We start from the raw sequence: 24785 nt of genomic DNA on the forward strand, positions 1-24785 counted from the left end.
AGACTAACAAGGAAGATGGCGCGATGTATTCGATTGGCAATGGATTTCATCGGTCGAAGGAGTGTGGCGGCATCAGGCGATAACCGCGGCCATGCAGCGTCTTGATCATTGGTATTCCAAAATTGTCTTGAAGGTGCTTGCGCAGGGCATAGACATGGGTACGCAAGGTGTTCATATCCACTTCGCGCTCCCCCCAGACTTTATCTTGCAAGTGTTCGTACGACAGGAAATCTGGATACGCTTTTATCAGTTCTTCAAAGATGCGAGCTGCAATGCCGGACAATTCTATGGTCCCGCGATCGTCCAGGTGCACCTCAAGCGTTCCCGGATCGAAGCTCAGTCCCGGTGCCCTCAGTAGCGACGCTTTAACCCCGGACTGGCGTTTGTGCAAGGCATCCACGCGAAGTTTAAGCTCGCGTAAATCGAAGGGTTTTACAAGGTAGTCATCGGCGCCTTGCAAGAATCCGGTGGTTTTGTCCTGAATCTGGTCCTTCGCCGTCATCATGATCACTGGCGTAGTGCATGCCATATCCTGCCGAAGGCGTCTACACACCTCGAAACCCGATACACCGGGAAGCATGACGTCAAGGACAATAACGTCGTAGCTATTGGTCGCCAATAGGTGTATTGCCGTTAGACCGTCGGAAGCGAAGTCCAGTACATAGCGATGGTCGTCGAAAAATTCGAGCAGGTTTTGCGCCAGGGCAACGTGATCCTCCACAATTAACAAGGAAATGCGATCTTGAAATAGAGTCATCGAACTGACTGGCCCGAGTTGGGTCCGGTATAGGTTTTTGGCGCCATACCCACAGCGGGTTCCGGTGGAACGGCGATCAGCACAAAACGTTTGTCTACGAAGAGTTTCTTTACGGGCCTGTTTATTTGCGCGACGATGTCGTCGATAAGTTCACGAGGCACCGCAATATAAACCGTATCCTTGTCGTCCATGGTATCCATGAGCCGATCGCGCGGAACAAGGGCGGCCGTGCCGCGTGAATAAAAACGTGCCGAGAATGGACGGTGTTCTAAAAACACCAAATGTTCATCCTGCGGCAAATTTTGTTTAGCGTAATTCACCAGATCTCGTTCTGATTTAACCAGATCTGGCCTGAAGACCGCCAGAACAGCCAATACCACAGCTGCACAAGGAGCGATACCGGCACACCACAGCATTTTACCCGTGGTAGTCCCTTTTTGGTTCCAGAAACGTTGAAGTGCGCGGGCAAGCAGAATGCTGAACCCCCCCAAAGTTGGCAATACATAGGTCCATAAGATATTTCCGGACGCGGTGAAGAAAACCAGCGTAAATAAGCACCATGCCAGCAAATAACTTGTATTCGGGTCGCGCAGTGCTGAACCGAGCTCACTTCGGCCGTGGTCGCTGGCAAAATTGCACAAAAGTAAGCCAATCGCGACCAATCCCCACGGAAATGAGGCCTGAAGCCAGTAGTACCAAATCGTTCCGTAGGCGGTGGAATGGGCAGTTCCATACAAGTCGCCCTTCCAGCCAGCGTCGACGAAGCGCAGGAAATGCTCCCCGACGAAGAAGTAGTGCAGAAAGCCGGGGGTTTTCAGTTCTGCGGCGACATACCAGGGCAGGCTTATTGCCATGGTAAGAAGAAAGCCGCTCGCCCATGGCAAGGTCTTTACCGATGGCCGCCCCGATTTGCAGAAGATCAGCCACGGCACAATGGCGCCGCAAGCCAGCACTACGATCAAGGGTCCCTTGGCAAGCAGCCCGATCGCAAGCCCCAAAAAGAAGCTGTAACGCCAGAACCACGAAGGCCGTCGCGCCGCCATGGCCCATCCTGTCATGCACAAGGTCGTGCCCAGAGCCAGGAATGGGTCGGTTATTACAGCGCCGGACATCATGAAGACGAGGACGCAAGAACTATAAACAATAGCGGCCAGCCTGGCCGTCGATGCACCCAGCCAGGCCTGAGCATATGAATAAATCAAACCGACCGTCGCTAAAGTGACGAGCCATGAAGGCAGGCGCAGCGCGAATTCATTCATGCCCAACAGTCGGGCTGACAGCGCCTGGCTCCAGAATGCCAGTGGCGGCTTGCCCCAGAACGGAACGCCGGGCGCGAACCACGGCGTAATCCAGTCACCGCTTTCGGCCATCATGCGTGCCATTTCCGCATACCGCGCCTCACTGGTATCGGTCAGCGGTAATAAAGCCATGCTCAACAGGGGCGCGCAAAGAACTGCGGCCAGAAACCACCAAGCACGGCGTTTATGCTGCATTAATCTTCCGTTTTTTTATTGAGGTGATGGCGTCTTGTCCCGATTGACGCGCAGATGCCTGTTTTTGGATGATGTCACGAATCAGGTAGACCGGTCGCTGTTTTGCTTCAAGATAGGTTTTACCCACGTATTCGCCCACCAGGCCAATTGAAATCAGCTGCACGCCGCCCAGTATTGTCATCAACGCGATGATGGACGGATAGCCTTGAACCGGCTCGCCGAGCATCAAGGTCTTCGCTACTATCCATAAGCCAAATAAAATACCGGCCAGGGCAGTAAGTACACCTGCCACCATGGTCAAGCGCAACGGCGCGACCGAAAACGAAGTTATTCCTTCAAATGCCAGCTTTGATAGCCCAAAATAATTCCATTTGCTGCTTCCGGCAGCACGGGGTGCGCGGTCATATTCAATAATCGTAGTCGGCAGTCCGATCCAGGCAAAAAGTCCCTTCATGTAGCGATTGCGTTCGGTAAGCAGGTTCATTGCGTCGACGGCTTGCCGGCTCATCAGCCGGAAATCACCCGTATCTTCGGGTATATCGACGGCACTAATGCGATTAAGCAACCTGTAGAATAAGTGAGCACTGATTCTCTTGGCCGTTGTCTCGCCAGCGCGCGTACGGCGTTTCATGCACACGACTTCAGCACCATCCCGCCAAGCTTGCAGCATGTCAGGAATCAGTTCAGGAGGGTCTTGCAAATCCGCGTCGATAATAATGATGGCGTCGCCGGACGCCTCAACAATGCCTGCCGTCAAAGCCGCTTCTTTACCGAAGTTGCGGGATAGGCGTATGGTTTTTATCGTCGAAGAGGCTAAGGCAAGGTGGACCAGATACTCACCGCTACCATCGCGGCTTCCGTCATCGACCATCACCAGCTCGTAATTGATATCGAGCGAGCTCAGGACTCGTTGAAGTCTTTCAAGCAGTAGCGGTAGCACCGGACGCTCGTTGTAGACGGGAACAACGACGGACAAATGGGTTTGTCGAGGCGACTGAAGATCAGCTTGCCTATTATTGGACGGGGCGCTCATAGAACTTCACCTTTATACAGACGAAATCGATATTGTTCGGAAAACCCCATGGCCGGTGGTCCGGCTGCGTTCGCTGTTGCCATTACCTTAGCGCTGCAGGCAACAAGCTAATGTCAAGGAAACATCAAGAAAATATCAAAATACAGGTGAGTCTTTGAAACTGTGAGTCTATGAAATTTTGGGAAACGACGCCACCGCCTCCATGGTGAGAAGCTGCCTGATTACCTCGTTTCGCCTCAGGAGGAATACGAAGTTTAGAGTGGAGGCGAGCGGGCCGACAAAAATCCGATGCCGACGCGTGCAACATGCGAATACATCCGTGCGTCGCCGCAGACATTGGTAGAAAGAATTGTCAGCGCTGCTGCCTAAGCAACTGCGAGCATAAAGCAGGTTGACGGCGGCTGCCACAAATAGTTGCCAGCCACCGTCGCCCGAAATTATGCCGCCAGATGCGGCATCGAGCGATGTCTCCAGTGCAGGGCAAGCGCGATAAGCACTAGCGCCAAGCCGGTCAGATTTGAAACCAGGCCGGGATATACCAGTGCAAAGCCAGCCACGATCAATAGCACGCGTTCCAAAGTTGTCGCACGGACCAATAGCCAACCCTGAAAACCCACGGCAAGGGCGAAAATTCCCGTCGCCGCAGTTAGCGTGACCCGAACAATTTCCCACACGTTGGCTGAGGCCAGGGCTTTGGTCGAGCCCATCAGCAACAGGCCTTGTCCGCTGGGGTCGAGAACGAAGATGAAGGGCACCAGGAACGCGGGTATGGTGTACTTCCAGCACTGCATGGTCGTTTTGTAAGGGTCCCCTCCGGTGATCGCCGAGGCCGCAAAAGGTGACAAGGCGGTGGGCGGCGAGACTTCGGATAGAACCGCGTAATAGAAGATGAACATGTGCGCCGCGAAGTCGGGTACCCCCAGCTTGATCAAAGCTGGCGCCGTGATGACCGCACAAATAATATACGAGGCGGTAACCGGTACCGCCAGCCCGATTACCCATACGACCAGCGCGGTATAGATGGCCGTCAGCAAGAGTGATCCTCCGGCATAGTCAATAACGATGCCGCTGAACTTTAAGCCCAGTCCCGTAAGCGTAACCACTCCGACAATAATCCCGGCGCCGGCGCAGGTCGCCCCCACCCCCAGCATTCCCACGGAGCCGGCGCGTAGTGCCTGGATTAGCGGGGAATGGAAGAAGTGAGTTGCCATAGATCCCTTGCGGCGAAAAAAATCATAAGAGATCATTGCGGTGTCAGGGCGCAGGAAACTGGTAAGAAAGGACACCACTGTGGCCCAGAACACGGACAGCACAGGAGAAAAGCCCCACATCATGAATATGATGATGGATATCAGCGATAGAAAATGGAACCAGTAATGCCGGGTGAGATTCCATACGGTGTCGACTTTCTTGAAGATCGTGTCGCCCATACCGTATTTGCGCACGTCGATTTCGACCATCATGAACAGCGCAAGATAAAACAAAGCGGTAGGTATGACCGCCATTAGCAGAACGTCCAGATACGAAATTTTCAGAAATTCCGCAATGATAAAGGCCGCGGCGCCCATGACCGGCGGCGATATTATGGCGCCTAGACCTCCTGCTGCAAGCAAGCCGCCGGCTGCATTACGCTCGTACCCCACCTTGGCCAGCATGGGCCAGGCGACTGTACCCAAGGTGACCGTGGTGGCAACCCCCGAGCCGGAGGGGCCTCCGAGCAGAAAAGATGACAACACGACGGTTCGACCCGCGCCGGCAGGTTTTCCACCCATCGCCGAGAATGAAAAATCAATATAGAACTTGCCCGCACCAGAGAATTGCAGAAAGGCGCCGAAAATTGTGAATAGAATGATCAGCGAGGAAGAAACATCGACAGCAACGCCATAGATTCCCTCAAGCGTCATGTACATGAAACCTACGACACGTCCGATGTCATAGCCTTTATGAGTCCAGGGCTGCGGTAAATAGGCCCCAAGGAACGCATATAGCAGGAAGCAAATCGATATAACCGGCAAGATCCAGCCGATTGTGCGCCGCATTGCCTCGAGCACAAGAAGAATCAGGGCCGTGCCAAAGAAGATGTCCCAGGCATTGGGCAAGGTGTTGCGGTCGGTGAAGTCGTCGCCTCCCATAATGGAATAGACCACGATTGCAATCGCCAATAGCGCTACCAGCCAGTCCCACCACATGATCCGATGGCGAAACCGCCGGCTTATGGGAAACATCAGGAATGACAGGAAAAGTACAAATCCCACGTGTACTGGCCTTAGGATTTGGGTTGGCACGATGGCGTATGCGGCATACATGTGAAACAACGACATGATTATCGCCACGGCCGACAGGAAAATTCCCAACCAGCCGCCTAGACGGTTAGCTGCGCCTTCTTCTTCCTCGATGTATTTCTCGGCCTTGCGCAGGGCTTCTTCACTTACGGTGACCTCTTGGTCCGGTTGAGCAATTTGGCTCATTCTGGCTGTCTCTTTAGGGTAATGGGCATCTTTGTGCCTTTGCTGTGTTCTGGGCTTCAAATGAAAAACCCCAACCGCAAGCGGTTGGGGAGGGAAGGCGGTCTATCAGTTAACTTTAATGCCGCGCTCTTCGTAGTATTTCAGGGCGCCAGGGTGGAATGGAATCGGGGACGCCGCCGCTTTCTGGTTTTCTAGCTTGAAGTCGGCAGTATCTTTATGCACTGCGATCAGGTCGTCGCGGCTTTCGAATATGGTCTTGACAATGTTGTAGGCTGTTTTATCGTCCATTTTTTCGTTGGCAACCAGAAGGTTCATGACAGTGGCTTGCTTGTTGTCTTGCTCCATGCCGCGGTAGGTGGCCTTCGGTATGGTGTCTTCGATATAAAGCTTGCCGTAAGTCTTGTTCATGGCCGCGACCAGATCAGCATGATCGATCATTTTGATCTTGGTGCCCGGGGTATTGGCAAGGTCAGTGACCGCCGCGGTCGGCAAGCCACCCACCCAGAAGAAGGCATCGATTTTATTGTCTTTGACCGCGTTTACCGACTCGGCGACACTGAGACGTTCACGCTTGACGTCTTTGTCTTTATCAAGCCCTGCCGCCTCGAGGACTCGAAATGCCATGACTTCGGTGGCGCTTCCTGGCGAACCCGTCGAGATATGCTTGCCTTTCAGATCGCTGATTTTGGTGATTCCGCGGCCTTCAACTGTGACGACATGCATCCGGTTGGGATACATAATCATCAAGGTACGCAGAGGTACCTTTTTTCCTTTGAATTTATTCTCGCCCTTGTAAGCGTCCTGTCCGGCATCGGACATCGTCATGCCAATATACGACGCGTCGCCGTCGATCAGTTTTAGATTATCGACGGACCCGCCCGTGACTTCGGCCGTAGCCTGCATGCCAGGCACTTTTTTCGAGAGGATCGAAGCAATACCACCCCCAATCGGGTAATACACTCCGCCGGTTCCGCCGGTGGCAATCGAAATGTTCTCGGCCATGGCCGGCTGCATGGAGGTCAGCGATATGCACAGCAAAAGGGCGAACCACTTTACTAAAATTCTCATTTTGTCTCCTGAATTCTTCAGTTGATATTGCGCTTGCGCGCAATACGTTTCTTATATGGTCTATTCGGTCTGTTGCCGGAGGAACCTTTTCAATGTGTAACCCGCAGGTCGTCGAGCGTCAATAAGTGTTTATATGGGCGTCGCCATCTTGCTTCAGGAGCGAAATTTGCTAACTGGTTCAATCGAACACTTGTAGACCTTACTGTGAAATGCGACATTCCGCTCATAACACTTTAGTCCACAGTAGTGATCCGTTCCCAACACGGATTTTCATCACTGGGCAGTGGGAAATTGACCTGCTGAGCGACACTATTCGTTGTTCCCCCGAAGTCGACGAAATCTTCGGGCAGACACGCTCGTACTTTTCCTGGCGATTAAATGCAGCGCTGAATCGGTTTGTCTCTGAAGACCGCTCCTCAGTGCGTGACGAACTGGAGCAAGCACGTTCCACCGGAAGCATCGAATTCGAAAAGCGCATACGACGTGTGGGCGACGGTGCACTGCGTTGGGTGCACGTCAAAGGATATACGTCGTATGCCGACGGCAAGCCGGTTCGAATGGCGGGCGAGGTCATTGACGTTACCGAGTGGCGCCTGTCTGAGGACAGACGTCGAGACACCGAGAAAATGGAGGCCATCAGGCGACTTTGCAGGCGCTTGTCCCATGACTACAACAATTTGCTGATGGTCATCAATGCCAATCTCGAGATGCTAAACGAGCAGGCCGAACACAGTCCGAAAGCCTTGCGCTTCTTCACTGCTGCTCGCGACGGAGTCGACCGCGGCGCGCAATTGAATCATAAGCTATCGGTTTTTGCCGCGCCGCGCGAGGATTCTAATGAAACCGTTAATATCGGCCATTTGCTTTTGTCTCTGGAGCGTCCACTGCGCGATGCGGTCGGTGAAGCGATTGAAGTCCGGCTGATTCCGGGCGCGATAGGCGAAAGCTGCAAGGCAGACGCGCAGGAGTTAAAGGCGGCGATCCTGAGTTTGGCGATCAATGCCAGGGAAGCAATGGTGACCGGTGGCGTCCTGACAATATCCACGCTGCATCGACGGATAACCAAAGATTTCGCTCAAACTCTTGGAATTGCGCCGGGCGACTACCTGGTTGTGTCAGTGTCGGATTCGGGCGTAGGCATAGGCCCAGACATCGCAGCCCGAGTTTTTGAGCCCCTGTTTACTACCAAACGGGGCGGCACGGCGAAAGGCCTCGGTTTAAGCCAGGTATACGGTTTTGCGCGGCAATCCGGCGGCTTTGTAACGATAGAAAGTGAATTGTCGCACGGTACGACGATATTCCTTCATCTTCCTCTGTCTCCAACGATGTCGAGCACGGCCTATCTGTGACCTTGCTGGGCTTGTTTTACTATCGCGATTTGCCCAATCTGCGCTGCCCGCGCGAGCGCTGCCATGCTTATTTACAAATGGCGGCCAAGCCGTGCAACAATAAGCATTGGTCCACTCATAAGCGATTGCAGCCGGTCAAAAGCCGTAGTCGTTCAATATCATGAGCTCCGAGAATACGTTGACTCCTGCAGGAAGCTCTGATCCTGCCTCCCACGCCAGTCTTGATTTTCCGATAGTCGGCATAGGCGCATCGGCCGGGGGTATTCAAGCACTTGTCCGATTCTTTGAACATTTGCCGGCCGATCCAGGAATGGCGTTCGTGGTCGTCGTACATTTGTCTCCGAAACACGAAAGCCATGTCGATCAAATTATTCAACGAGCCACTAAGTTGCCAACCGTCCAGGTCAACTCGACGGTAAACATTGAAAAAAATCATATCTATGTAATTTCGCCTGCCGTGAATTTGAAAATGGCCGACGGCCAGTTAGAGGTAGTTTCGGTTGGGCCTTCGCATATAAAGCAGGTCGTAATCGACATTTTCTTCCGGACCTTGGCTGACGCTCACGAAGGGCGGGCGATTGCCATCGTACTGTCCGGCAGTGGAGCGGACGGTTCATTAGGTATGGCGCGTATAAAAGAACAAGGCGGCGTGAATCTGGCGCAACTCCCCGAAGACGCTGAATTCGACGGCATGCCCCGTAGCGCCATCGAGAGCAATGTAGTGGATTTTGTGCTCCCCGTGGTCGAGATGCCCCAGAAGTTACTAGACCTGTGGCGTAATGCATCGCGTATCAAGCTCCCCAAGGACAGTGAAGGCTATGCGTCTGGCGAGCAGCCTACCTTGGAAGATGATGCGCACAGTGCGGTTGCGAGCCTTGCAGAAGTATTGCGTCTGTTATATGTGCGAACCGGTCACAACTTCAAGCACTATAAGCGGGCAACTGTACTGCGTCGGATCGAACGGCGCTTGCAAGTGACCGGCGTCGCCGATATGTCCGAATACTTGAGCCTTCTTAAAGAAGATGTCGACGAAACTTCCGCGCTGCTTGGGGACATGTTAATAGGGGTTACAAACTTTTTTCGTGACCGTGAAGCCTTTGAAGCGCTCGAGCGAAATGTAATTCCCGATATCTACAAGCAAGCCCGCGAGAATGACTCACCAGACATACGAGTGTGGGTTCCGGCGTGTTCCACTGGCGAAGAGGCATACTCGATCGCGATGGTGCTAACTGCTGAGGCTGAACTTCAGGCTTCGCCTGCCAAAGTCCAAATATTTGCGACCGATGTCGACGAGATCGCCATTTCAGTGGCGCGGCGGGCTCGCTACCCCGAGTCGATTGTCACGGACGTGCCACCCGTATTTCTGCGCCATTATTTCAAAACGGAGGGATCGCGTTTCCAGATCGTTAAGCGCATTCGTGATCAGGTATTGTTCGCTGTGCATAACCTTCTTAGGGACCCACCCTTCTCGCGGCTGCATCTGGTTTCTTGCCGCAATCTCTTGATTTACCTTGATCGCGAAGCGCAAAAGCACGTGCTCAATCTTTTGCACTCGGTTTTGCATCCGGGCGGTTACTTGTTTCTCGGCACTTCCGAAACTCCAGATGCGGCCGAGGGGTTGTTCGCGACAGTTGACAAAAAGAACCGCATATATCGCGCCACGAAGCTCTCGCGTTCAATTCGTCCGGCGTTGACAGATCGATTGACGCCGATCGCGGTTATTTCTCGTCGTTCCACACAAGAGACATTTACCAGCCAGAAAGCCGCCTCTTATTCCATAATTCATCAGCGCGCCCTTGAAAAATACGGGCCGCCTACAATTCTGGTCGACACCGGTTTTCGGATTGTCCACATGTCCGAGCCGGCGGGGCGCTTCTTGAGGCATGTGGGTGGTGAGCCATCTAATAACGTGCTTTTTCTGGTATTTCCCGAACTTCGCCTTGATTTGCGGGCGGCCGCGCTCGAAGCGATGAAAACTGGGCGGCCCAGCGAGACTCGTGGCGTGCCCTTCGACCGCGATGGACAAAGTTTCGAGGTAAAGATTCTTGTGGCTCCTTTCAACGATAAGGAGTCCATTGAAGCCTTGCTTCTTGTAATGTTCGACGAGACAGCCATATCGGACCAAAGTGACGTCGGCTCGGCGCGACACAGCAAAACCGAAAAGCTCGAAGACGAGCTCCGTTGCCTTAGAGCACAACTACAACAGACCATAGATTATTCAGACAGTTCCACTGAAGCATTAAAGGCCTCTAACGAGGAATTCCAAGCGGTCAATGAAGAGCTTCGATCAGCCACCGAGGAACTGGAAACGAGCAAGGAAGAGCTGGAGTCTATCAACGAAGAGCTCACCACAGTCAACGTCGAACTGAAAGCGAAGGTCGAGGAAACCGTAAAAATCAACGATGACCTTCAAAACCTGATTTCATCGAGCGATATCGCCACAATCTTCGTGGACCGGGCGATGCGCGTTAAATGGTTCACACCCAAGACTGCTGCTTTGTTCAGCCTTATCCCAGACGACAAGGGCCGGGCGTTGACGGATATTACGCATCGGCTCGATTATCCGATGATGATTTCTGATGCTACCGAAGTCTTCAACACCTTGGGGCTTATCGAACGTGAGGTTCGCAGTAACGATAACCATTGGTATTTGGCTCGAATACTGCCCTACCGGACCACGGCTGACCGCATCGATGGTGCAATATTAAATTTTGTGGATATCACCAAACGCAGGGTGGCTGAAGACCGTTTGCGTGAAGGTCTGGAAAGGTTGCGCTTGGTGGCGGAAAGCACCAAGGATTTTGCCATCATCGCTATGGACGAAAGCGGCCGCATTACTAGCTGGAACAAGGCCGCCGAACTGATATTCGGTTATACGCAGGCCGAAATCGAAGGGCAGCCGCTCGATGTCCTTTTCACCCCGGAGGACCGCGCTGAAGGAGTCCCTGCACAGGAACTGAAAACTGCAAAGGAGCACGGCCATGCGCTAGACGAGCGATGGCATATCCGTAAGGATGGGTCGCGTTTTTTCTGCAGTGGTATGGTTTATCCGATGCTCGACGGCGATTTTCGCGGGTATGCAAAAATTGCCCGCGATCTGACCGACAAGCGTCTGGCCGAACATGAGCAACAGTCGGCTCTGGAACGAACCAAGGCATCCAATGTGTTAAAGGACGAATTCATCGCCATTATGTCGCACGAACTCCGGCATCCTTTGAACTTGATCCAGTTGAATATGGATCTGTTGGCTCGCACACCGGGAGTCATCGGATCGGCCAGCGCCGCCAACGCCATTGATGCCGTGCGGCGATCGGTGCGAAATCAATCGCAGATCATCGCAGATTTGCTCGACCTCTCTCGCGTGCAAACCGGCAAGCTCAAGCTTGAACGCGCACCGATGGCGCTGGCTCCCTCGGTTAAGGCTATTTGCGAAGCCGTCGCGGCACAGGCTAAGGAAGCCCAGATTACGTTGAATGCACAAGGGCTCCAAGCTGATGGCGACGCATTGATAGTTAATGGCGATGTAACCCGGGTCGAGCAGATCATCTGGAATTTGCTGAACAATGCCATTAAATTTACGCCGTCAGGAGGAACAGTGACGGTTTCTCTGACTCGCGAGGGGGATGAGGCTCGGCTAGACGTGCAAGACACCGGGATCGGTATTCCTGCAGATTCTCTGGCGCGCGTTTTCACTATGTTTGGGCAGGTCGATCACAAGCACCGCAAGCATCAGCAACAAGGCTTGGGAATAGGCTTGGCCCTGGTGGCACAATTGGCCGAGGCTCATGGTGGACGGGTGGCGGTAGCCTCGGCAGGTGAGGGACAGGGGTCGACGTTCAGTCTTTGGTTACCGATTGCCCGCGAAGGTGCCGGGGACGGCGAGAAGCCCGAACCCGAATGTACTGGCATGCTGAACGGTATCCGTTTACTGTTGGTCGACGATTCGGCCGAAATTCTGGACATGCTACGTATGCTGTGCGAAATGGAAGGCGCCCAGGTGATTACGGCGTTGAATGGACAAGATGCGCTTGCCCAATTGTACGAACAGGATTTCGACATACTGGTCTCGGACCTGGGTATGCCGACCATGGATGGTTATGAGTTATTAATGAGGCTGCGAAAGGGCACTCGAAATTCCAACATTCCTGCGATTGCGCTTTCTGGCTATCGATATAGCCAGAAAGCTAAAGCGGTGGGCTTTACTGATCAGTTGTGCAAGCCCGTTCCTACCCAAGAGCTGCTTAACAAAATCATCGTTCTAACTTCCAGGGCTTCCGGTCACGGGAAGGACCAACCCGGTGATAAAACTAGAACACACAGGCGACGCCAGGAAGACGTACGCAGGTGACAATTCTTCGGGTTGGGCAGGGCGTTTCAGTGCCGTCTTGCTACCGAAGGATTCGATTTTCTCAGGGGTTTGGTCGGCTGGATTCAATGGCGTCCATACTGGGCCAGGGGCCACTGCATTGACTCGAATCCCCTTTTCGGCCAGATTCGCCGCAAGCGACATCGTGAAGGCATGAATCGCGCCTTTCGTGGTCGAGTAGTCGAGCAATTGCGGTTGACCACGAAGCCCGGTCACCGATCCACTGTTGATGATTGCCGAACCTTCCTTCATATGCGGTAGTGCTGCGCGCGCCATGTAAAAATATCCGTAAATATTTGTACGCATGGTTTCGTCGAAGCGCTCGTCCGTAAGGTCTAGCAACGAGTCAGCGTGCTCTTGAAAAGCGGCATTATTCACCAGTATGTCGAGCTTGCCGAAAGCGTTCACAGCTTGCTCTACCGCTGAGCGGCAGAACTCCGAGTCTTTTACGTCCCCGGAAATTAATATGCATCGTCTGCCCTCCGATTCAACGTGATGGCAGGTTTCTTTGGCGTCTTCATGTTCGTTAAGGTAGACAATGGCGACATCGGCCCCTTCGCGTGCGAACAGAACCGACACGGCGCGTCCAATGCCTGAATCGCCCCCCGTAATAATGGCCGCCATACCTTCGAGCTTGCCGCTGCCTTTATAGTCTGGCGCGAGAAATTGTGGCTTTAGTTCAAGATCGCGCTCGAGCCCTGGCTTTTCCAGCTTCTGTGCCGGCATTGGCGGAGTCGGCTGCTCGCGGGCTCCGGTTTGCGGCCCACCTTTATCCGAACTTTTCTGGTCGGATTTGGCTTCATCGCGTCGATCTTGTTGGTCCTGGATTTCTCGATGTTTCTCCGCTGTGCGTTCTGCTGTGTTGTCGTGATCGTGTTGCATGGCATTTCCTCACGAGTAAGACATAAAAAATGTCAGACAAGATGTCTGAGGTTGAAGGGCCTTTTAACTGCCCGGATCCACTTTTTGCTTCAACGCGCGTGCCAATTCAAGATGCTGTTGCAACGCGGGTAAGTGCTTAGCCGCAAAAGCCTTGATGTCCGGGTCTTTTGCTTCATTAGCAGTTTCCTGGAATAACTCGACCGCGTCTTCATGAACTGACACGCCGATCTGATTCGCGTAGCTCTTATCGAAACTGTCGCCATCCATCACGCTGATCGCTTTGATTTTAGTTGCCTGAACCAAGGAAGGTTCAGTAGGCGGCGTATACCCTTTCTGCTTCGCAAGTGCAGTCAACTCGTCACCGACCTTGGTGTGGTCGGCGATCATTTGTTCTGCGAAGGCCTTTATATCGGGATTGGCGGTTTTTCTTAATGCAAGCTTGCTGCCTTCGATTTCGGCATGCCCGGATTGGGCCGCATCTTCAAGGAAGTCCTTATCGTCTCCCGAGACTTTTTGAGCAGCGGCGGCTTGCATGGTCGCCCCCGGTGTCGTCGACTGCTGGGCGCTAAGTGCGAATGGCATGGCCAATGTTCCGCAGGCAAGGGCGCTAAAGATTGCTGTACGTAAATTCATGGTGATCCCCCAGGTGTACGCAGTAAAGTTGCCAGAATCAACGCTGTAGCAAATCCTGCGCCTGGGTTTCACACATATCGACGTAGCGGCATCACATGGTTCGGCGCGCGCGCAGGCAGCGCAAGGTTTCCTCGATAAAGGGAATGACCAAGAGCACCACTACTGCAAACATTAAGGAAGCCACATAAGCAGCGGGTAAAGGTTCAGGCTTCAAGGAAAGCGTAAACCGTGCCTGTTCGGATCCAGCGCCGAACAAAGCCAAAAACTGGCCCCAATGCAGGGCCGACACACAGATGATTCCGATTAAAGGAATGATCTCAAGAAAGCTATGAACAAGTTGCTCGACCGGAACGATTTTGCGGGCGCTGCTTGCGTAGTTGATATCCCACCACGCGGTGGCTTCATGAAGCAGAAATACAGCGATCACGAATGCAATGATTCCAGCATTGATGCTTAGAAACAGCGCAGCCAATAAGGCGACTCCTATTTCGGCGAACTGCAGAAGGTGCAGTAAGGATTCTTTAAGCCCCGATGTGGTTTCAATCTTCGTCGCGCGGTGACAAGCCCAGTCCGCGAAGCCGGCGAGTACCCAGAGCGGCAGAATAAAGTACATGAGGATCTGTACGAGCGGATCGTTCAGCATGTTGTGTCCTTTGCTCGATAAGCAAGAGGTTCGAGCACACTCTTTTCGCACCAGCATACTTGTATTCATTGGGTATGTGAACCGGGCTTTCCCCATACTTTTCACGCGGTTGCGGAGTGACCGCTTGTCCATTCCGGTACGTCAATTGCTGGATGTTCGTACTTGCCGAAAATGTCCATTGGCGTCCCGCTATAGCGGCAGTTGCTGCTCGCAGCGTGCAGCAATATGGCAAGCCTTATCTATTTTAGCAAATGGGAGTAATGACATGAACGAAGCACAATCGGAACTGATGGACTGGCTGCGAGACGCACATGCTATGGAGAAGCAAGCCGAAACTATGCTTTCTTCGACGGCAGATCGGCTCGATGATTACCCCGAGCTTCAGGCCAAGCTGCGCCAGCACTATGAAGAAACTTGTGAACAGGCCAGGCTCGTCGGCCAGTGCCTCGAGCGCCTGGGCGAGGACACATCAACGGTTAAGGACGTTATGGGCAAGACGACAGCTATGGCGCAGGCGTTTAGCGGGGTGTTCGCGTCGGACGAAGTGGTCAAGGCGGCGATGGCGAGCTACACCTTTGAACATATGGAAATTGCAGCGTACCGAACGTTGATTGCCGCGGCTGAGCTCGTAGGCGACCACGAAACCAAACGGGTATGTGAAATGATTTTGCCGCAAGAAGAGGCCATGGCGAAGTGGCTTCAAGAAAGATTGGCGACCGTGACCCAGCAGTTCTTGACGCGCGAAATGGGTTCCGAATCCTCGATCAGGCGATAAACCATTCATTGCAGTATTCCGAATAACTATTCCAGAGGTGTCGACGTGAAAGTCTCTCTCAAACCACTTAAGCAGCAAGTCATTGTGATTACCGGAGCCACCAGCGGAATCGGCTTGGCTACAGCGCGGGAGGCAGCCAGGCGCGGTGCGAGGCTGGTGCTCGCCGGACGTAACCATGCTGCGCTGGATAGTCTGGTTGAAGAATTGAAAGCTCAAGGCGCCGAAGCCATTGCCGTGCCGGCAGACGTGGGCAAACAAGAGGATCATCAGAAGATCTTGGATGCGGGAATGGCTGCGTACGGCGGAATAGAAACCTGGGTCAATAATGCGGGCGTATCTATTTTTGGCAAAATCGAGGACGTCGCGATAGAAGATCAGCGCCAACTATTCGAAACCAACTTCTGGGGCGTGGTTTATGGATCATTGGCAAGCTTGCACCATCTGCGTCAAACTGGCGGCGCGCTAATCAACATTGGCAGCGAAGTATCAGATCGCGCGATCCCGCTACAAGGCATGTACTCGGCGTCTAAACATGCGGTGAAGGGTTTCACTGATGCGTTGCGCATGGAGCTTGAAGCCGAAGGCGCGCCCGTATCGGTCACGTTGATCAAGCCCGCTTCCATCGACACCGCGTTCGTACAGCACGCCAAGAATTATCTGGATGTGGAGCCACAATTGCCGCCTCCCATTTATAGCCCAAAGGCCGTGGCGGACGCCATCTTGTACGCGGCAGAACACCCCATACGAGATGTCTATGTAGGCGCAGCTTCAAAAGCAATTTCCGCCCTTGGCCAACGTATGCCTGGAGTGGCCGACAAATATCTGGGACCCAGCCTTATCAAGGCTCAGCGCAGCGATCAACCGGCGAGTCCTCGTAATGACGCCTTATGGGGGCCAGGCGATGGGCCCCAACAAGACAGCTATACCAAGGGGCACGTGCACCAGTCCAGCCTTTACACCGATTTGAATACGCGATGGAGAGGTCTGATGTGGGCGGGAATGGGTCTTACCGTTGCGTTGGCGGCAATGAGGGGGGCGACAAAACCGCGACGAAGGCTTTAAGCGGCCACGTCCGTTGCGGCACGCAGCTTGCTTATAAGGAGACCAGGCAAGCCGCATCACCCTAGCGGGCCGTATTAAGGTGGGCCCGCCTTAAAAGGCGCTAGTCGTCTTCCATGCGTTTTCAGGAGCTATTTATGTTCGTACACAACAAACGATTGCAATACACGGTAAGAGTCAATGAAACGAATCCGGGATTGGCAAATTTGATGCTTGAGCAGTTCGGTGGACCGCAAGGCGAGCTCGCGGCAGCTTGCCGTTATTTCACTCAGGCGCTTGGCGAGGACGACCCGGGTCGCAAGGACATGTTGCTTGATATCGCCACTGAAGAGTTGAGCCATCTCGAGATTATTGGAACTATTGTCGCGATGTTGAATAAGGGGGCCAAGGGCAGGCTAGCCGAGGCAACCGAGGAGGAAGGGGAGATTTATCGCTCAATTACAGGAGCGGGTAACGATTCCCATGTCACGCAAGTGTTATACGGAGGAGGCCCGGCTCTGGTTAATTCTGGAGGTCAGCTTTGGAATGCCGGATATATTGATTCGATCGGCGAGCCCACTGCCGACCTGCGCTCGAATATTGCCGCCGAGGCGCGCGCCAAGATCATCTACGAACGCTTGATCAACGTTACTGACGACCCGGGTGTAAAAGAAGCCCTGGGTTTTTTGATGACCCGCGAAGTGTCTCACCTGCGATCGTTCGAAAAAGCGCTGTACGCGATCAGCCCGAATTTCCCTCCTGGAAAATTACCGCCCGATCCCCGTTATGCGTCCGTCTATTTCAACATGTCGCAGGGCGCCGGCGACATGCGCGGGTCGTGGAATAGCGATGACAATTTCGAGTACGTATCTGAAGGTGAGCAGAATGATTCGGCCGATTCCGGCGAAGGTGATGCGACAGTCGAGCTTGACACAGACGAGGTCACCGTAGTCAACGCCATGGCTTTAAGAACCAGGTCGGATCCAGATGTGAATCCAGTTACGGGTGCTGAACTAGGTGAAGAAGGAGGTATGGCACTGGACGATACACAGTCGTCAGTATAGGTCGCAATTCAAGGGCGACTGAAGCGGGTTGGGGCAGTCAGTCCTTGAAACTGCATTGATTGCAAGCGATCGGTATGGCCTGTTTCGCTGTACATCATCAGCCCGGGCCCCAGCTTGCAAAGCGGCAAAGGAAACAACAATTGCACAAGGGAAGCAAGCATTAATGCGTTGACTCTCTTACGCAGCAGTCCTCCAAGGAAAAAACATGCTAGCTACCGAATCTCGCTCGCCACGGGGCGGCGGAAGTCCTGTCGTAATTTGCTTTTCGCACCTGCGCTGGAATTTCGTATATCAGCGTCCGCAGCATCTGATGTCGCGTATGGCGGCGGCTTTCGATGTCTTGTATATCGAAGAGCCCGTCTTTACCGACGAGCCGGTCTCCCGGTTGAGTGTCCAAGCGGATTCGCACGGAGTTCAAATCCTGGTGCCGCATATCAGCAAGCATTCAACGTCGCAGGTTGACGATGAACAGCGCAAACTGTTGGATGAATTTCTGGGTCATCGTGCCGGCAACGAAATGGTGTTGTGGTATTACACGCCCATGAGCCTGTCGTATTCGCGGCACTTGCGTCCTCGCTTTATCGTATACGACTGCATGGACGAGCTGTCCGCCTTCAAAGGTGCGCCTCCCGAGCTTCTTGAACGCGAGCGTGAGCTCATTGCACGTGCCGACGTTGTCTTCACGGGTGGCTATAGTCTTTACGAGGCGAAACGTCAACTGCACCCCAATGTGCATGCATTCCCCAGCAGTGTCGACGTGGCGCATTTTGCGAACGCACGCCGTGCATTACCAGAGCCTTCGGATCAAGCAGATATTCCCCGTCCGCGGCTCGGATTCTTCGGTGTGCTGGATGAGCGGCTAGATATAGACTTGGTGGACGAGCTGGCAAAGTTGCGACCTGACTGGCATCTGGTTCTTGTAGGGCCGGTGGTAAAAATCGATCCTGAAAGCCTGCCCAGAAGGCCCAATATCCACTATATGGGAAGTAAAACGTACGCTGAATTGCCTGCGTATCTGGCCGGCTGGGATGTTGCCTTAATGCCTTTTGCAATGAACGCGTCTACGCGTTTTATTAGTCCCACCAAAACACCGGAATACCTGGCAGGTGGACGCGCAGTAGTTTCCACCCCTATAGCGGATGTGGTGCGAAGCTACGGACATACGCCCCTTGTCAGCATCGCCGCCACGGCCTCGGAGTTCGCAGAGGCCGCACAAGCTGCTATGGAAAACTATACTGATCGGCCGTCGCTATGCCGGGATGCCGACAAACTTTTAGGCGATATTTCGTGGGATCGCACGTGGGCCGAGATGCTTGCCGAGATGGAAAAACTTTCGCCAACTCGCGAATCCATTTCTGCGAAAAAAAGGGCTGCGCAGGAATCTTTACACCACACCGGCTCAGCAGCCGCGCGCCTGGCAAGGAGCGGCGCCGTGGAGATCAATTCTCGTACAGGTGGAAGGGGACACAAGTACGACTATCTTATTGTTGGCGCCGGTTTTGCAGGTAGTGTTCTAGCGGAAAGGCTTGCTTCTGGATTGGGGAAAAAAGTACTGGTCGTGGACCGCCGCCCTCATATTGGAGGCAACGCTTTCGACTACTACAACGAGGAAGGCATTTTGGTTCACAAGTATGGGCCACACATCTTCCATACGAATTCGGATAAGGTGTTCCAGTACTTGTCGCGTTTTACCGAGTGGCGTCCCTATCAGCATCGTGTGCTTGCACAGGTTGATTCGATGTTGGTCCCCATGCCCATCAATCTAACGACGCTGTCTATGCTTTATGGTGAAAAATTCACTAAAGAGACCGCCGAAATCTTCCTCGCTGGGCGCGCTGAATGTGTCCCCGAAATAAAGACATCGGAAGATGTCGTCGTCAGTGTGGTTGGCCGCGAACTATACGAAAAATTTTTCAGGGGCTATACCCGCAAGCAATGGGGCCTTGATCCCTCCGAGCTTGATAAATCAGTCGCGGCACGGGTGCCAACACGTACTTCCACAGACGATCGGTACTTCACCGACTCGATTCAGTGCATGCCGTTGGCGGGATACACGCAGCTTTTTCAAAAAATGCTTGATCACCCGAACATCAGTGTTGCAACGGGCGTTTCGTTCGACGAAATACGTGATGCGGTGGATTATGATCGCCTGATCTATTGTGGTCCTATCGACGAGTTCTTCAATCATCGTTTTGGCAAATTGCCTTATCGATCCTTGCGTTTTAGGCATGTAACCCATGATCAGGTCCAGTTCCAGCCGGTGGGAGTGGTCAACTATCCTGACGAGAATACGCCCTACACCAGGATTACAGAATACAAACATCTGACGGGCCAGCAGCACGAGAAAACGAGCCTGACCTATGAGTTCCCCCAGGCAGAGGGCGATCCTTATTACCCAGTACCTCGCCCGGAAAATGCGGAGCTTTTCCAAAGGTATCAGCGACTGGCAGACCGTACACCTGATGTTACCTTCGTGGGCAGGCTCGCTACGTATCGCTACTACAATATGGATCAGGTGGTCGCTCAGGCACTGGCTGTATACGATCGTATCGCTGCGGCGGAAAAGCAGGAACGCTATGCTGTTGTATCGCAGTCTTTCGCCAGTCCGTCGGTGCAAGCGCAGGGGGCCTGAATGACTGCTACCTTATTGGTCACTTTTTAGCGGGGATCCGTCGACGATGACGCAGTTGTTTCAAAGCTATTTTCTCGGTGGCTTCGAATGTTCAACGCACCGCCGTCGCGACGGACGGCGACTCGATTTACTGCACACCACTCGACACTGCACCCATGTCCAGCAGGACTATCTTGCGCTTCGGCGCCATGGCATTCATGCAGTGCGAGACGGAGTCAGGTGGCATATGGTTGAACGATTCCGGGGGTCGTACGACTGGTCCAGCGTCCTCCCGATGGTTAGGGCCGCCCGGGAGAACGAGATACAGCCTATCTGGGACCTATGTCATTATGGGTGGCCTGACCATATTGATATTTGGAAGCCGGAATTCGTGGATCGTTTCGCGTGTTTCGCGGCGGCGTTTGCGCGTCTGTTGCGTGATGAGACTGACGTGATTTCATACTACTGCCCGATTAACGAGATCTCATTCTGGGCATGGGCAGGTGGGGATGTTGGGTTATTTAATCCTGCCACGAGGCGCCGCGGTATGGAACTGAAGTGCCAGCTTGTGCGTGCAGCGATTGCAGCGGTAGATGCAATCCGCCAAGTCGACGCGACCGCCCAGATCGTCAACATTGATCCTGTAATTCATGTGGTGCCAAAAGCACCCAGGTATCGCAAACAAGCCGAAAGGGTATGCGCTTCGCAGTTCGAGGCGTGGGATATGCTGGCCGGAACGCAAATGCCCGAGTTGGGCGGCGGGCCACAATGTACAGACATCATGGGCTTGAATTTTTACTCTGACAACCAATGGGTGCTTAACGGAGACACGCTCCAGCGCTCCGACGACCGGTATCGACCATTTCGAGAAATATTGGCCGAGACGTACTCTCGCTACCGTAAGCCTTTGTTTGTGGCAGAAACCGGGGCTGAAGGCGTACGTCGCGCGCCTTGGCTCCGCTATGTATGTGATGAAGTCCACGCGGCGCGAGACTCAGGGATACCGGTCGGCGGCATATGCCTGTATCCGATCACCGATTATCCTGGTTGGGCCAATAACCGCCACTGCCATTCTGGTCTTCTTGGAATGGTCGATCACGAGGGCGAGCGCCCCGTACATGAGGATCTGGCACTGGAATTATCCCTTCAGCAGAAACGCTTTGCTTCCGCCGCGGAAAGCATGCCAGAAGCTTCTGCGTCGATAAGCGTCGAGGCCTGATGCGGGCATAGAACCCACTGGGGTCAATTCGGAGCAAGCCATGACCATACGGTCCTTACCACGCAGCCCCCTGGCATTTTTGTGGAAGTATGTTCGGTTGCGTCCCCGGCATTTCGGCGTTTTGGTGTTTCTGGTTGCCAGTGCCGCTTTATGCGCTGTAGCCGTGCAGTACGGCATGAAACTTATCGTGGATGCCATGGTAGCGACAGACCGCATGTCAGCAGATGTGTGGTCGCCGCTGTTCCTTTTCATTCTCCTGGTCGCCGTTGAAAGCATTCTATGGCGCATCACAGGTTGGCTGGGTTGTCACACCATAATCGATACTGGTGTAGACATTCGCGCGGATCTTTTCGACTATCTCATCGGTCATCCGATGAGATACTTTAATAACCACTTGTCGGGGTCGCTGGGTAGCCGGGTGACGGCAACGGCCGGGGCGGCGGGCGCTATCTATAGCACATGCACATGGAACATTCTGCCGCCTTGCGTGGACTTTGTCGGCACGATATTGGTTCTGCTTGTCATCGATTACAGGATGGCGCTTGCATTGGTGGCATTCGTTGCCGTGGTAGCCGGCATAATTACTGCGTTCGGTGTGCGGGGCAGGTCCTTGCATCAAGCGTATGGACAACAGGCCGCTCGAGTAGGAGGCGAGCTAGTCGATACTGTCTCGAATGTTTGGGCCATCAAGGCATTTTCGGCACGGCATCGTGAGCGGAGCCGACTGGCTGATGCGTTCGGGGTAGAGGCGCTGGCGCAGCGCAAAAGCTGGATGTATCTGGAAAAGGCGCGCGTTATACACGACATATGTCTATGGATTATGGCCGGAGCGATGCTAACGTGGGCGATCAGTGCCTGGCGGCTGGGGCAGCTCACCGCTGGCGATGTCGTACTTGTCAGTGCTCTTACCTTCCGTATTCTGCATGGCTCGCGAGATCTTGCGATGGCACTGGTTGGTACCGCACAAGAGTTTGGTGTCATTTCCGAGATGCTGGGTGCTATATGCCAGGCGCATGGAATGCAGGATCATGCGCACGCACTACCGGCAAGTCCTACCCGTGGTTCTATCGAATTTAAAAATGTCTCGTACCGTTATGGAGATGGCCCTCCGATCTTTGAACATTTGAATTTAAAAATCTCGACGGGGCAACGCGTAGGTCTGGCCGGCCCTTCGGGTAGCGGCAAATCAACGTTGCTCAGCCTTATCCAGCGGCTGGACGATGTTCAGCACGGCTGCATTCTCATCGATGGAAAGCGGGTCGAGGACTTCACTCAAGACGCCTTGCGCGCTGGCATCGCCGTCGTCCCTCAGGATATAAGCCTCTTTCGCCGCTCTGTAATGGAAAACATTCGATATGGTCGTCCTAGCGCTACTGAAGAAGAGGTGATTGCCGCTGCAAAAAGTGCACATTGCGACGAATTCATCCGCGGACTTAGCGCTGGTTACGAAACCATTGTCGGCGAGCGGGGCGCAACGCTTTCGGGAGGCCAACGTCAGCGAATCGGGATTGCGCGCGCATTTTTGAAAAATTCGCCTATTTTGATCCTGGACGAGGCCACAGCGGCGCTGGACAGCCGCTCAGAGCGCGACGTCCAGCTAGCGCTCGAGAATCTGATCCGCGGCCGCACGGTGATAGCAGTAGCGCATCGATTGTCGACGTTAAGCACGTTCGATCGCATCATCATGCTCAACGATGGCAGGATCGTCGAAGACGCCTCTCCATCCGACCTGCGCTTAAGCGGAGGGCTTTTCAGCTCGTTATGGGACCTGCAGACGGCGCACTAGCTGCATGCAGGTCACCTCAGTCACTGACGTGCCGCTTCTGGATTCGTTTCGCTCTCGGCCAGCATGGTCAGCTTTTCATCGGTCACTTTCTCTTCCGCCAAGGTTTCCTTCAGTAAGCGCACTGCTTCATCGAGGCCAAGGTGTTTGCCGAAAACACATAACGTCCCGTAGCTGGCAATCTCGTAGTGTTCCACCTTCTGAGCCGCGGCAATGAGGGCCGCATCCAGAACGGGTCCTTTTTCGATCTCTTGAACGACTTCATCTCCTTCTTCGATGAGTCCTTCCATTGCCGCGCATTTCATACGTTTCAGTTTCAGGCTGCAAATCTCGACCACTTCGTCAATACGTGCAACTTGGTTATTGGTTTCTTCCCAGTGTGTCTTGAAAGCTTGCGACAACTCGGGATTAGTCGCTGCCTTGGCCATTTTGGGCAGGGACTTGGTAAGCTGTTTTTCGGCACTGTAAATGTCGGACAGCATATGAACGAATAGATCCTGCAAGGTTTTGGCTGCCATGGGATTCTCCGGGAAAAGGGATATGGAGCCCATGACCGGCAACTCGCGTGCCAAAGAGAGAGGGTGCAGATAACCTTGCAGGACCGTGCTGCCACGCACTGGATTTAGTTTGCGACGATGTTGGCTTTTTTGATTACGCCGGCATTGCGCTCGTACTGCTGCTTAATTTTTTCCGCATATGCCGCGCCTGCTCCGACTCCGGCCTGATTGGCGGTATTGCGCAGAAACTCTGCAAACTCAGGCTGGCTAGTCGATTCGTTGATGGCTTTCAGCAGCGTATCAACGGTCGCAGCCGGAGTGCGAGCAGGAAGAAACAGTCCAAAATCCGAGTAATACTGTGCGTCGGGATAACCCAGCTCTGCGAGAGTCGGAACTTGAGGCCAGGCTTCCAGACGCGTTGGCGCCATAACTGCCAGCGGACGCAGGGCGCCCGTCTTGGCATGCGGCAAGACGACGTCTGCATTGGTGACCAAAAGCTCGAACGATCCGCCTATGGCGTCGGTCAAGGCCTGGCTGTTGCCCTTATAGGGCACATGCAACAACTTCGCGTTTGTGTTGCCACTGAGGATCTCCATTCCCAGATGAGCAACGGTTCCCATGCCTGGCGTGCCATATCGAATCGAATCGGGTTTTGAGTTTGCTGCGGCGATCAGCGCCTTGAAATCCTGAGCTTGCAATGACTTGGTGCCGGCCAGAGCTACGGGTGCTATCGCTACACTTGCCAGAGGGATGAAATCTTCAAGGGGCTGGTACTTGGCTTTGGCGATATGCGGATAGATCGTTAACGCGCTGGTTGACGCCAGCAGTATCGTGTAGCCATCGGGGGCTGACTTGGCTACCAGGTCTGATCCCAAGCTGGCGCCTGCACCAGGCTTATTTTCGACGACTACCGAAGTATTCAGCCGCTTCGCAAGGGCTAGCGCCAGATTGCGTCCGATGGCGTCGGCGCTGCCGCCTGCGGTATAGGGCACGATCATCGTAATCGTCTTGCTGGGGTAGGCCTGAGCAAAAGCGCTGCTTGTACTCGTGAGGGCTGCAAGGGCGATTACTGTGTGCTTCACGATATTCAGGTGTTTCAATTGAGT

Annotated in this window: 18 protein-coding genes; 8 read left to right on the forward strand and 10 right to left on the reverse strand. The window is 53.8% G+C overall.

Annotated features, from left to right (window positions below; genetic code table 11):
* Positions 1-46: 46 nt before the first annotated feature.
* The 5 genes from EKL30_RS05975 to EKL30_RS05995 all read right to left on the reverse strand — a co-directional run bounded on the left by EKL30_RS05975 (position 47) and on the right by EKL30_RS05995 (position 6819).
* Positions 47-757, reverse strand: coding sequence for a response regulator transcription factor (locus EKL30_RS05975; protein WP_126706280.1), 711 nt, complete (start codon positions 755-757; stop codon positions 47-49).
* Positions 754-2250, reverse strand: coding sequence for a glycosyltransferase family 39 protein (locus EKL30_RS05980; protein ID WP_126706281.1), 1497 nt, complete (start codon positions 2248-2250; stop codon positions 754-756). Before EKL30_RS05980 ends, EKL30_RS05975 begins: the two co-directional genes overlap by 4 nt.
* A complete protein-coding gene (locus tag EKL30_RS05985; RefSeq protein WP_126706282.1) occupies positions 2240-3283 on the reverse strand; it encodes a glycosyltransferase family 2 protein in 1044 nt (347 codons plus the stop codon). Before EKL30_RS05985 ends, EKL30_RS05980 begins: the two co-directional genes overlap by 11 nt.
* Positions 3284-3720: 437 nt before the next feature.
* Complete coding sequence (locus EKL30_RS05990; protein ID WP_126706283.1) at positions 3721-5751, reverse strand: TRAP transporter permease; 2031 nt, start codon at positions 5749-5751, stop codon at positions 3721-3723.
* A gap of 105 nt (positions 5752-5856) precedes the next feature.
* The gene (locus tag EKL30_RS05995; protein ID WP_126706284.1) at positions 5857-6819 is read right to left on the reverse strand and encodes a TAXI family TRAP transporter solute-binding subunit; all 963 of its coding nucleotides are present in this window, start codon (positions 6817-6819) and stop codon (positions 5857-5859) included.
* A gap of 209 nt (positions 6820-7028) precedes the next feature.
* Here EKL30_RS05995 and EKL30_RS06000 point away from each other — a divergent pair, with 209 nt between their 5' ends.
* Both EKL30_RS06000 and EKL30_RS06005 read left to right on the forward strand, forming a co-directional pair.
* Entirely contained in the window at positions 7029-8168 is a 1140-nt protein-coding gene (locus EKL30_RS06000) for a PAS domain-containing hybrid sensor histidine kinase/response regulator (RefSeq protein ID WP_126706285.1), read from the forward strand.
* A 160-nt stretch (positions 8169-8328) separates the two neighbouring features.
* Positions 8329-12516: a CheR family methyltransferase gene (locus EKL30_RS06005; RefSeq protein ID WP_126706286.1), complete on the forward strand. Its 4188-nt coding sequence runs from the start codon at positions 8329-8331 to the stop codon at positions 12514-12516.
* On the opposite strand, the gene EKL30_RS06010 is transcribed toward EKL30_RS06005, so the two are convergent.
* The 3 genes from EKL30_RS06010 to EKL30_RS06020 form a co-directional block, all read right to left on the reverse strand.
* Positions 12427-13416, reverse strand: coding sequence for an SDR family oxidoreductase (locus EKL30_RS06010; RefSeq protein WP_126706287.1), 990 nt, complete (start codon positions 13414-13416; stop codon positions 12427-12429). The genes EKL30_RS06005 and EKL30_RS06010 overlap by 90 nt on opposite strands.
* A gap of 63 nt (positions 13417-13479) precedes the next feature.
* The gene (locus tag EKL30_RS06015; protein ID WP_233582851.1) at positions 13480-13950 is read right to left on the reverse strand and encodes a DUF4142 domain-containing protein; all 471 of its coding nucleotides are present in this window, start codon (positions 13948-13950) and stop codon (positions 13480-13482) included.
* 190 nt (positions 13951-14140) lie between these two features.
* Positions 14141-14692, reverse strand: a complete 552-nt coding sequence (locus EKL30_RS06020) for a diguanylate cyclase (protein WP_126706289.1) — start codon at positions 14690-14692, stop codon at positions 14141-14143.
* A gap of 265 nt (positions 14693-14957) precedes the next feature.
* On the opposite strand from EKL30_RS06020, the gene EKL30_RS06025 reads away from it, so the two are divergent.
* The 6 genes from EKL30_RS06025 to EKL30_RS06050 all read left to right on the forward strand — a co-directional run bounded on the left by EKL30_RS06025 (position 14958) and on the right by EKL30_RS06050 (position 23185).
* Complete coding sequence (locus tag EKL30_RS06025) at positions 14958-15467, forward strand: ferritin-like domain-containing protein (RefSeq protein WP_126706290.1); 510 nt, start codon at positions 14958-14960, stop codon at positions 15465-15467.
* Positions 15468-15512: 45 nt separating this feature from the next.
* Complete coding sequence (locus EKL30_RS06030; RefSeq protein ID WP_126706291.1) at positions 15513-16529, forward strand: SDR family oxidoreductase; 1017 nt, start codon at positions 15513-15515, stop codon at positions 16527-16529.
* Between the two features lie 134 nt (positions 16530-16663).
* Positions 16664-17569: a manganese catalase family protein gene (locus tag EKL30_RS06035; RefSeq protein WP_126706292.1), complete on the forward strand. Its 906-nt coding sequence runs from the start codon at positions 16664-16666 to the stop codon at positions 17567-17569.
* 205 nt (positions 17570-17774) lie between these two features.
* Positions 17775-20201, forward strand: a complete 2427-nt coding sequence (gene glf, locus EKL30_RS19450) for a UDP-galactopyranose mutase (protein ID WP_199748496.1) — start codon at positions 17775-17777, stop codon at positions 20199-20201.
* A gap of 526 nt (positions 20202-20727) precedes the next feature.
* Positions 20728-21399 (forward strand): hypothetical protein, encoded by a 672-nt coding sequence (locus EKL30_RS18955; RefSeq protein ID WP_199748497.1) that lies wholly within the window; start codon positions 20728-20730, stop codon positions 21397-21399.
* 40 nt (positions 21400-21439) lie between these two features.
* On the forward strand, positions 21440-23185 hold the full coding sequence (locus EKL30_RS06050; protein WP_126706294.1) for an ABC transporter ATP-binding protein: 1746 nt from the start codon (positions 21440-21442) through the stop codon (positions 23183-23185).
* A 20-nt stretch (positions 23186-23205) separates the two neighbouring features.
* On the opposite strand, the gene EKL30_RS06055 is transcribed toward EKL30_RS06050, so the two are convergent.
* Positions 23206-23700: a ferritin-like domain-containing protein gene (locus EKL30_RS06055; RefSeq protein ID WP_126706295.1), complete on the reverse strand. Its 495-nt coding sequence runs from the start codon at positions 23698-23700 to the stop codon at positions 23206-23208.
* 104 nt (positions 23701-23804) lie between these two features.
* Positions 23805-24779, reverse strand: a complete 975-nt coding sequence (locus EKL30_RS06060) for a tripartite tricarboxylate transporter substrate binding protein (RefSeq protein ID WP_233582853.1) — start codon at positions 24777-24779, stop codon at positions 23805-23807.
* Positions 24780-24785 lie beyond the last annotated feature (6 nt).

Origin of the sequence: Candidimonas sp. SYP-B2681, from assembly GCF_003971065.1 — a bacterium.
Classification (GTDB): domain Bacteria; phylum Pseudomonadota; class Gammaproteobacteria; order Burkholderiales; family Burkholderiaceae_B; genus Pollutimonas.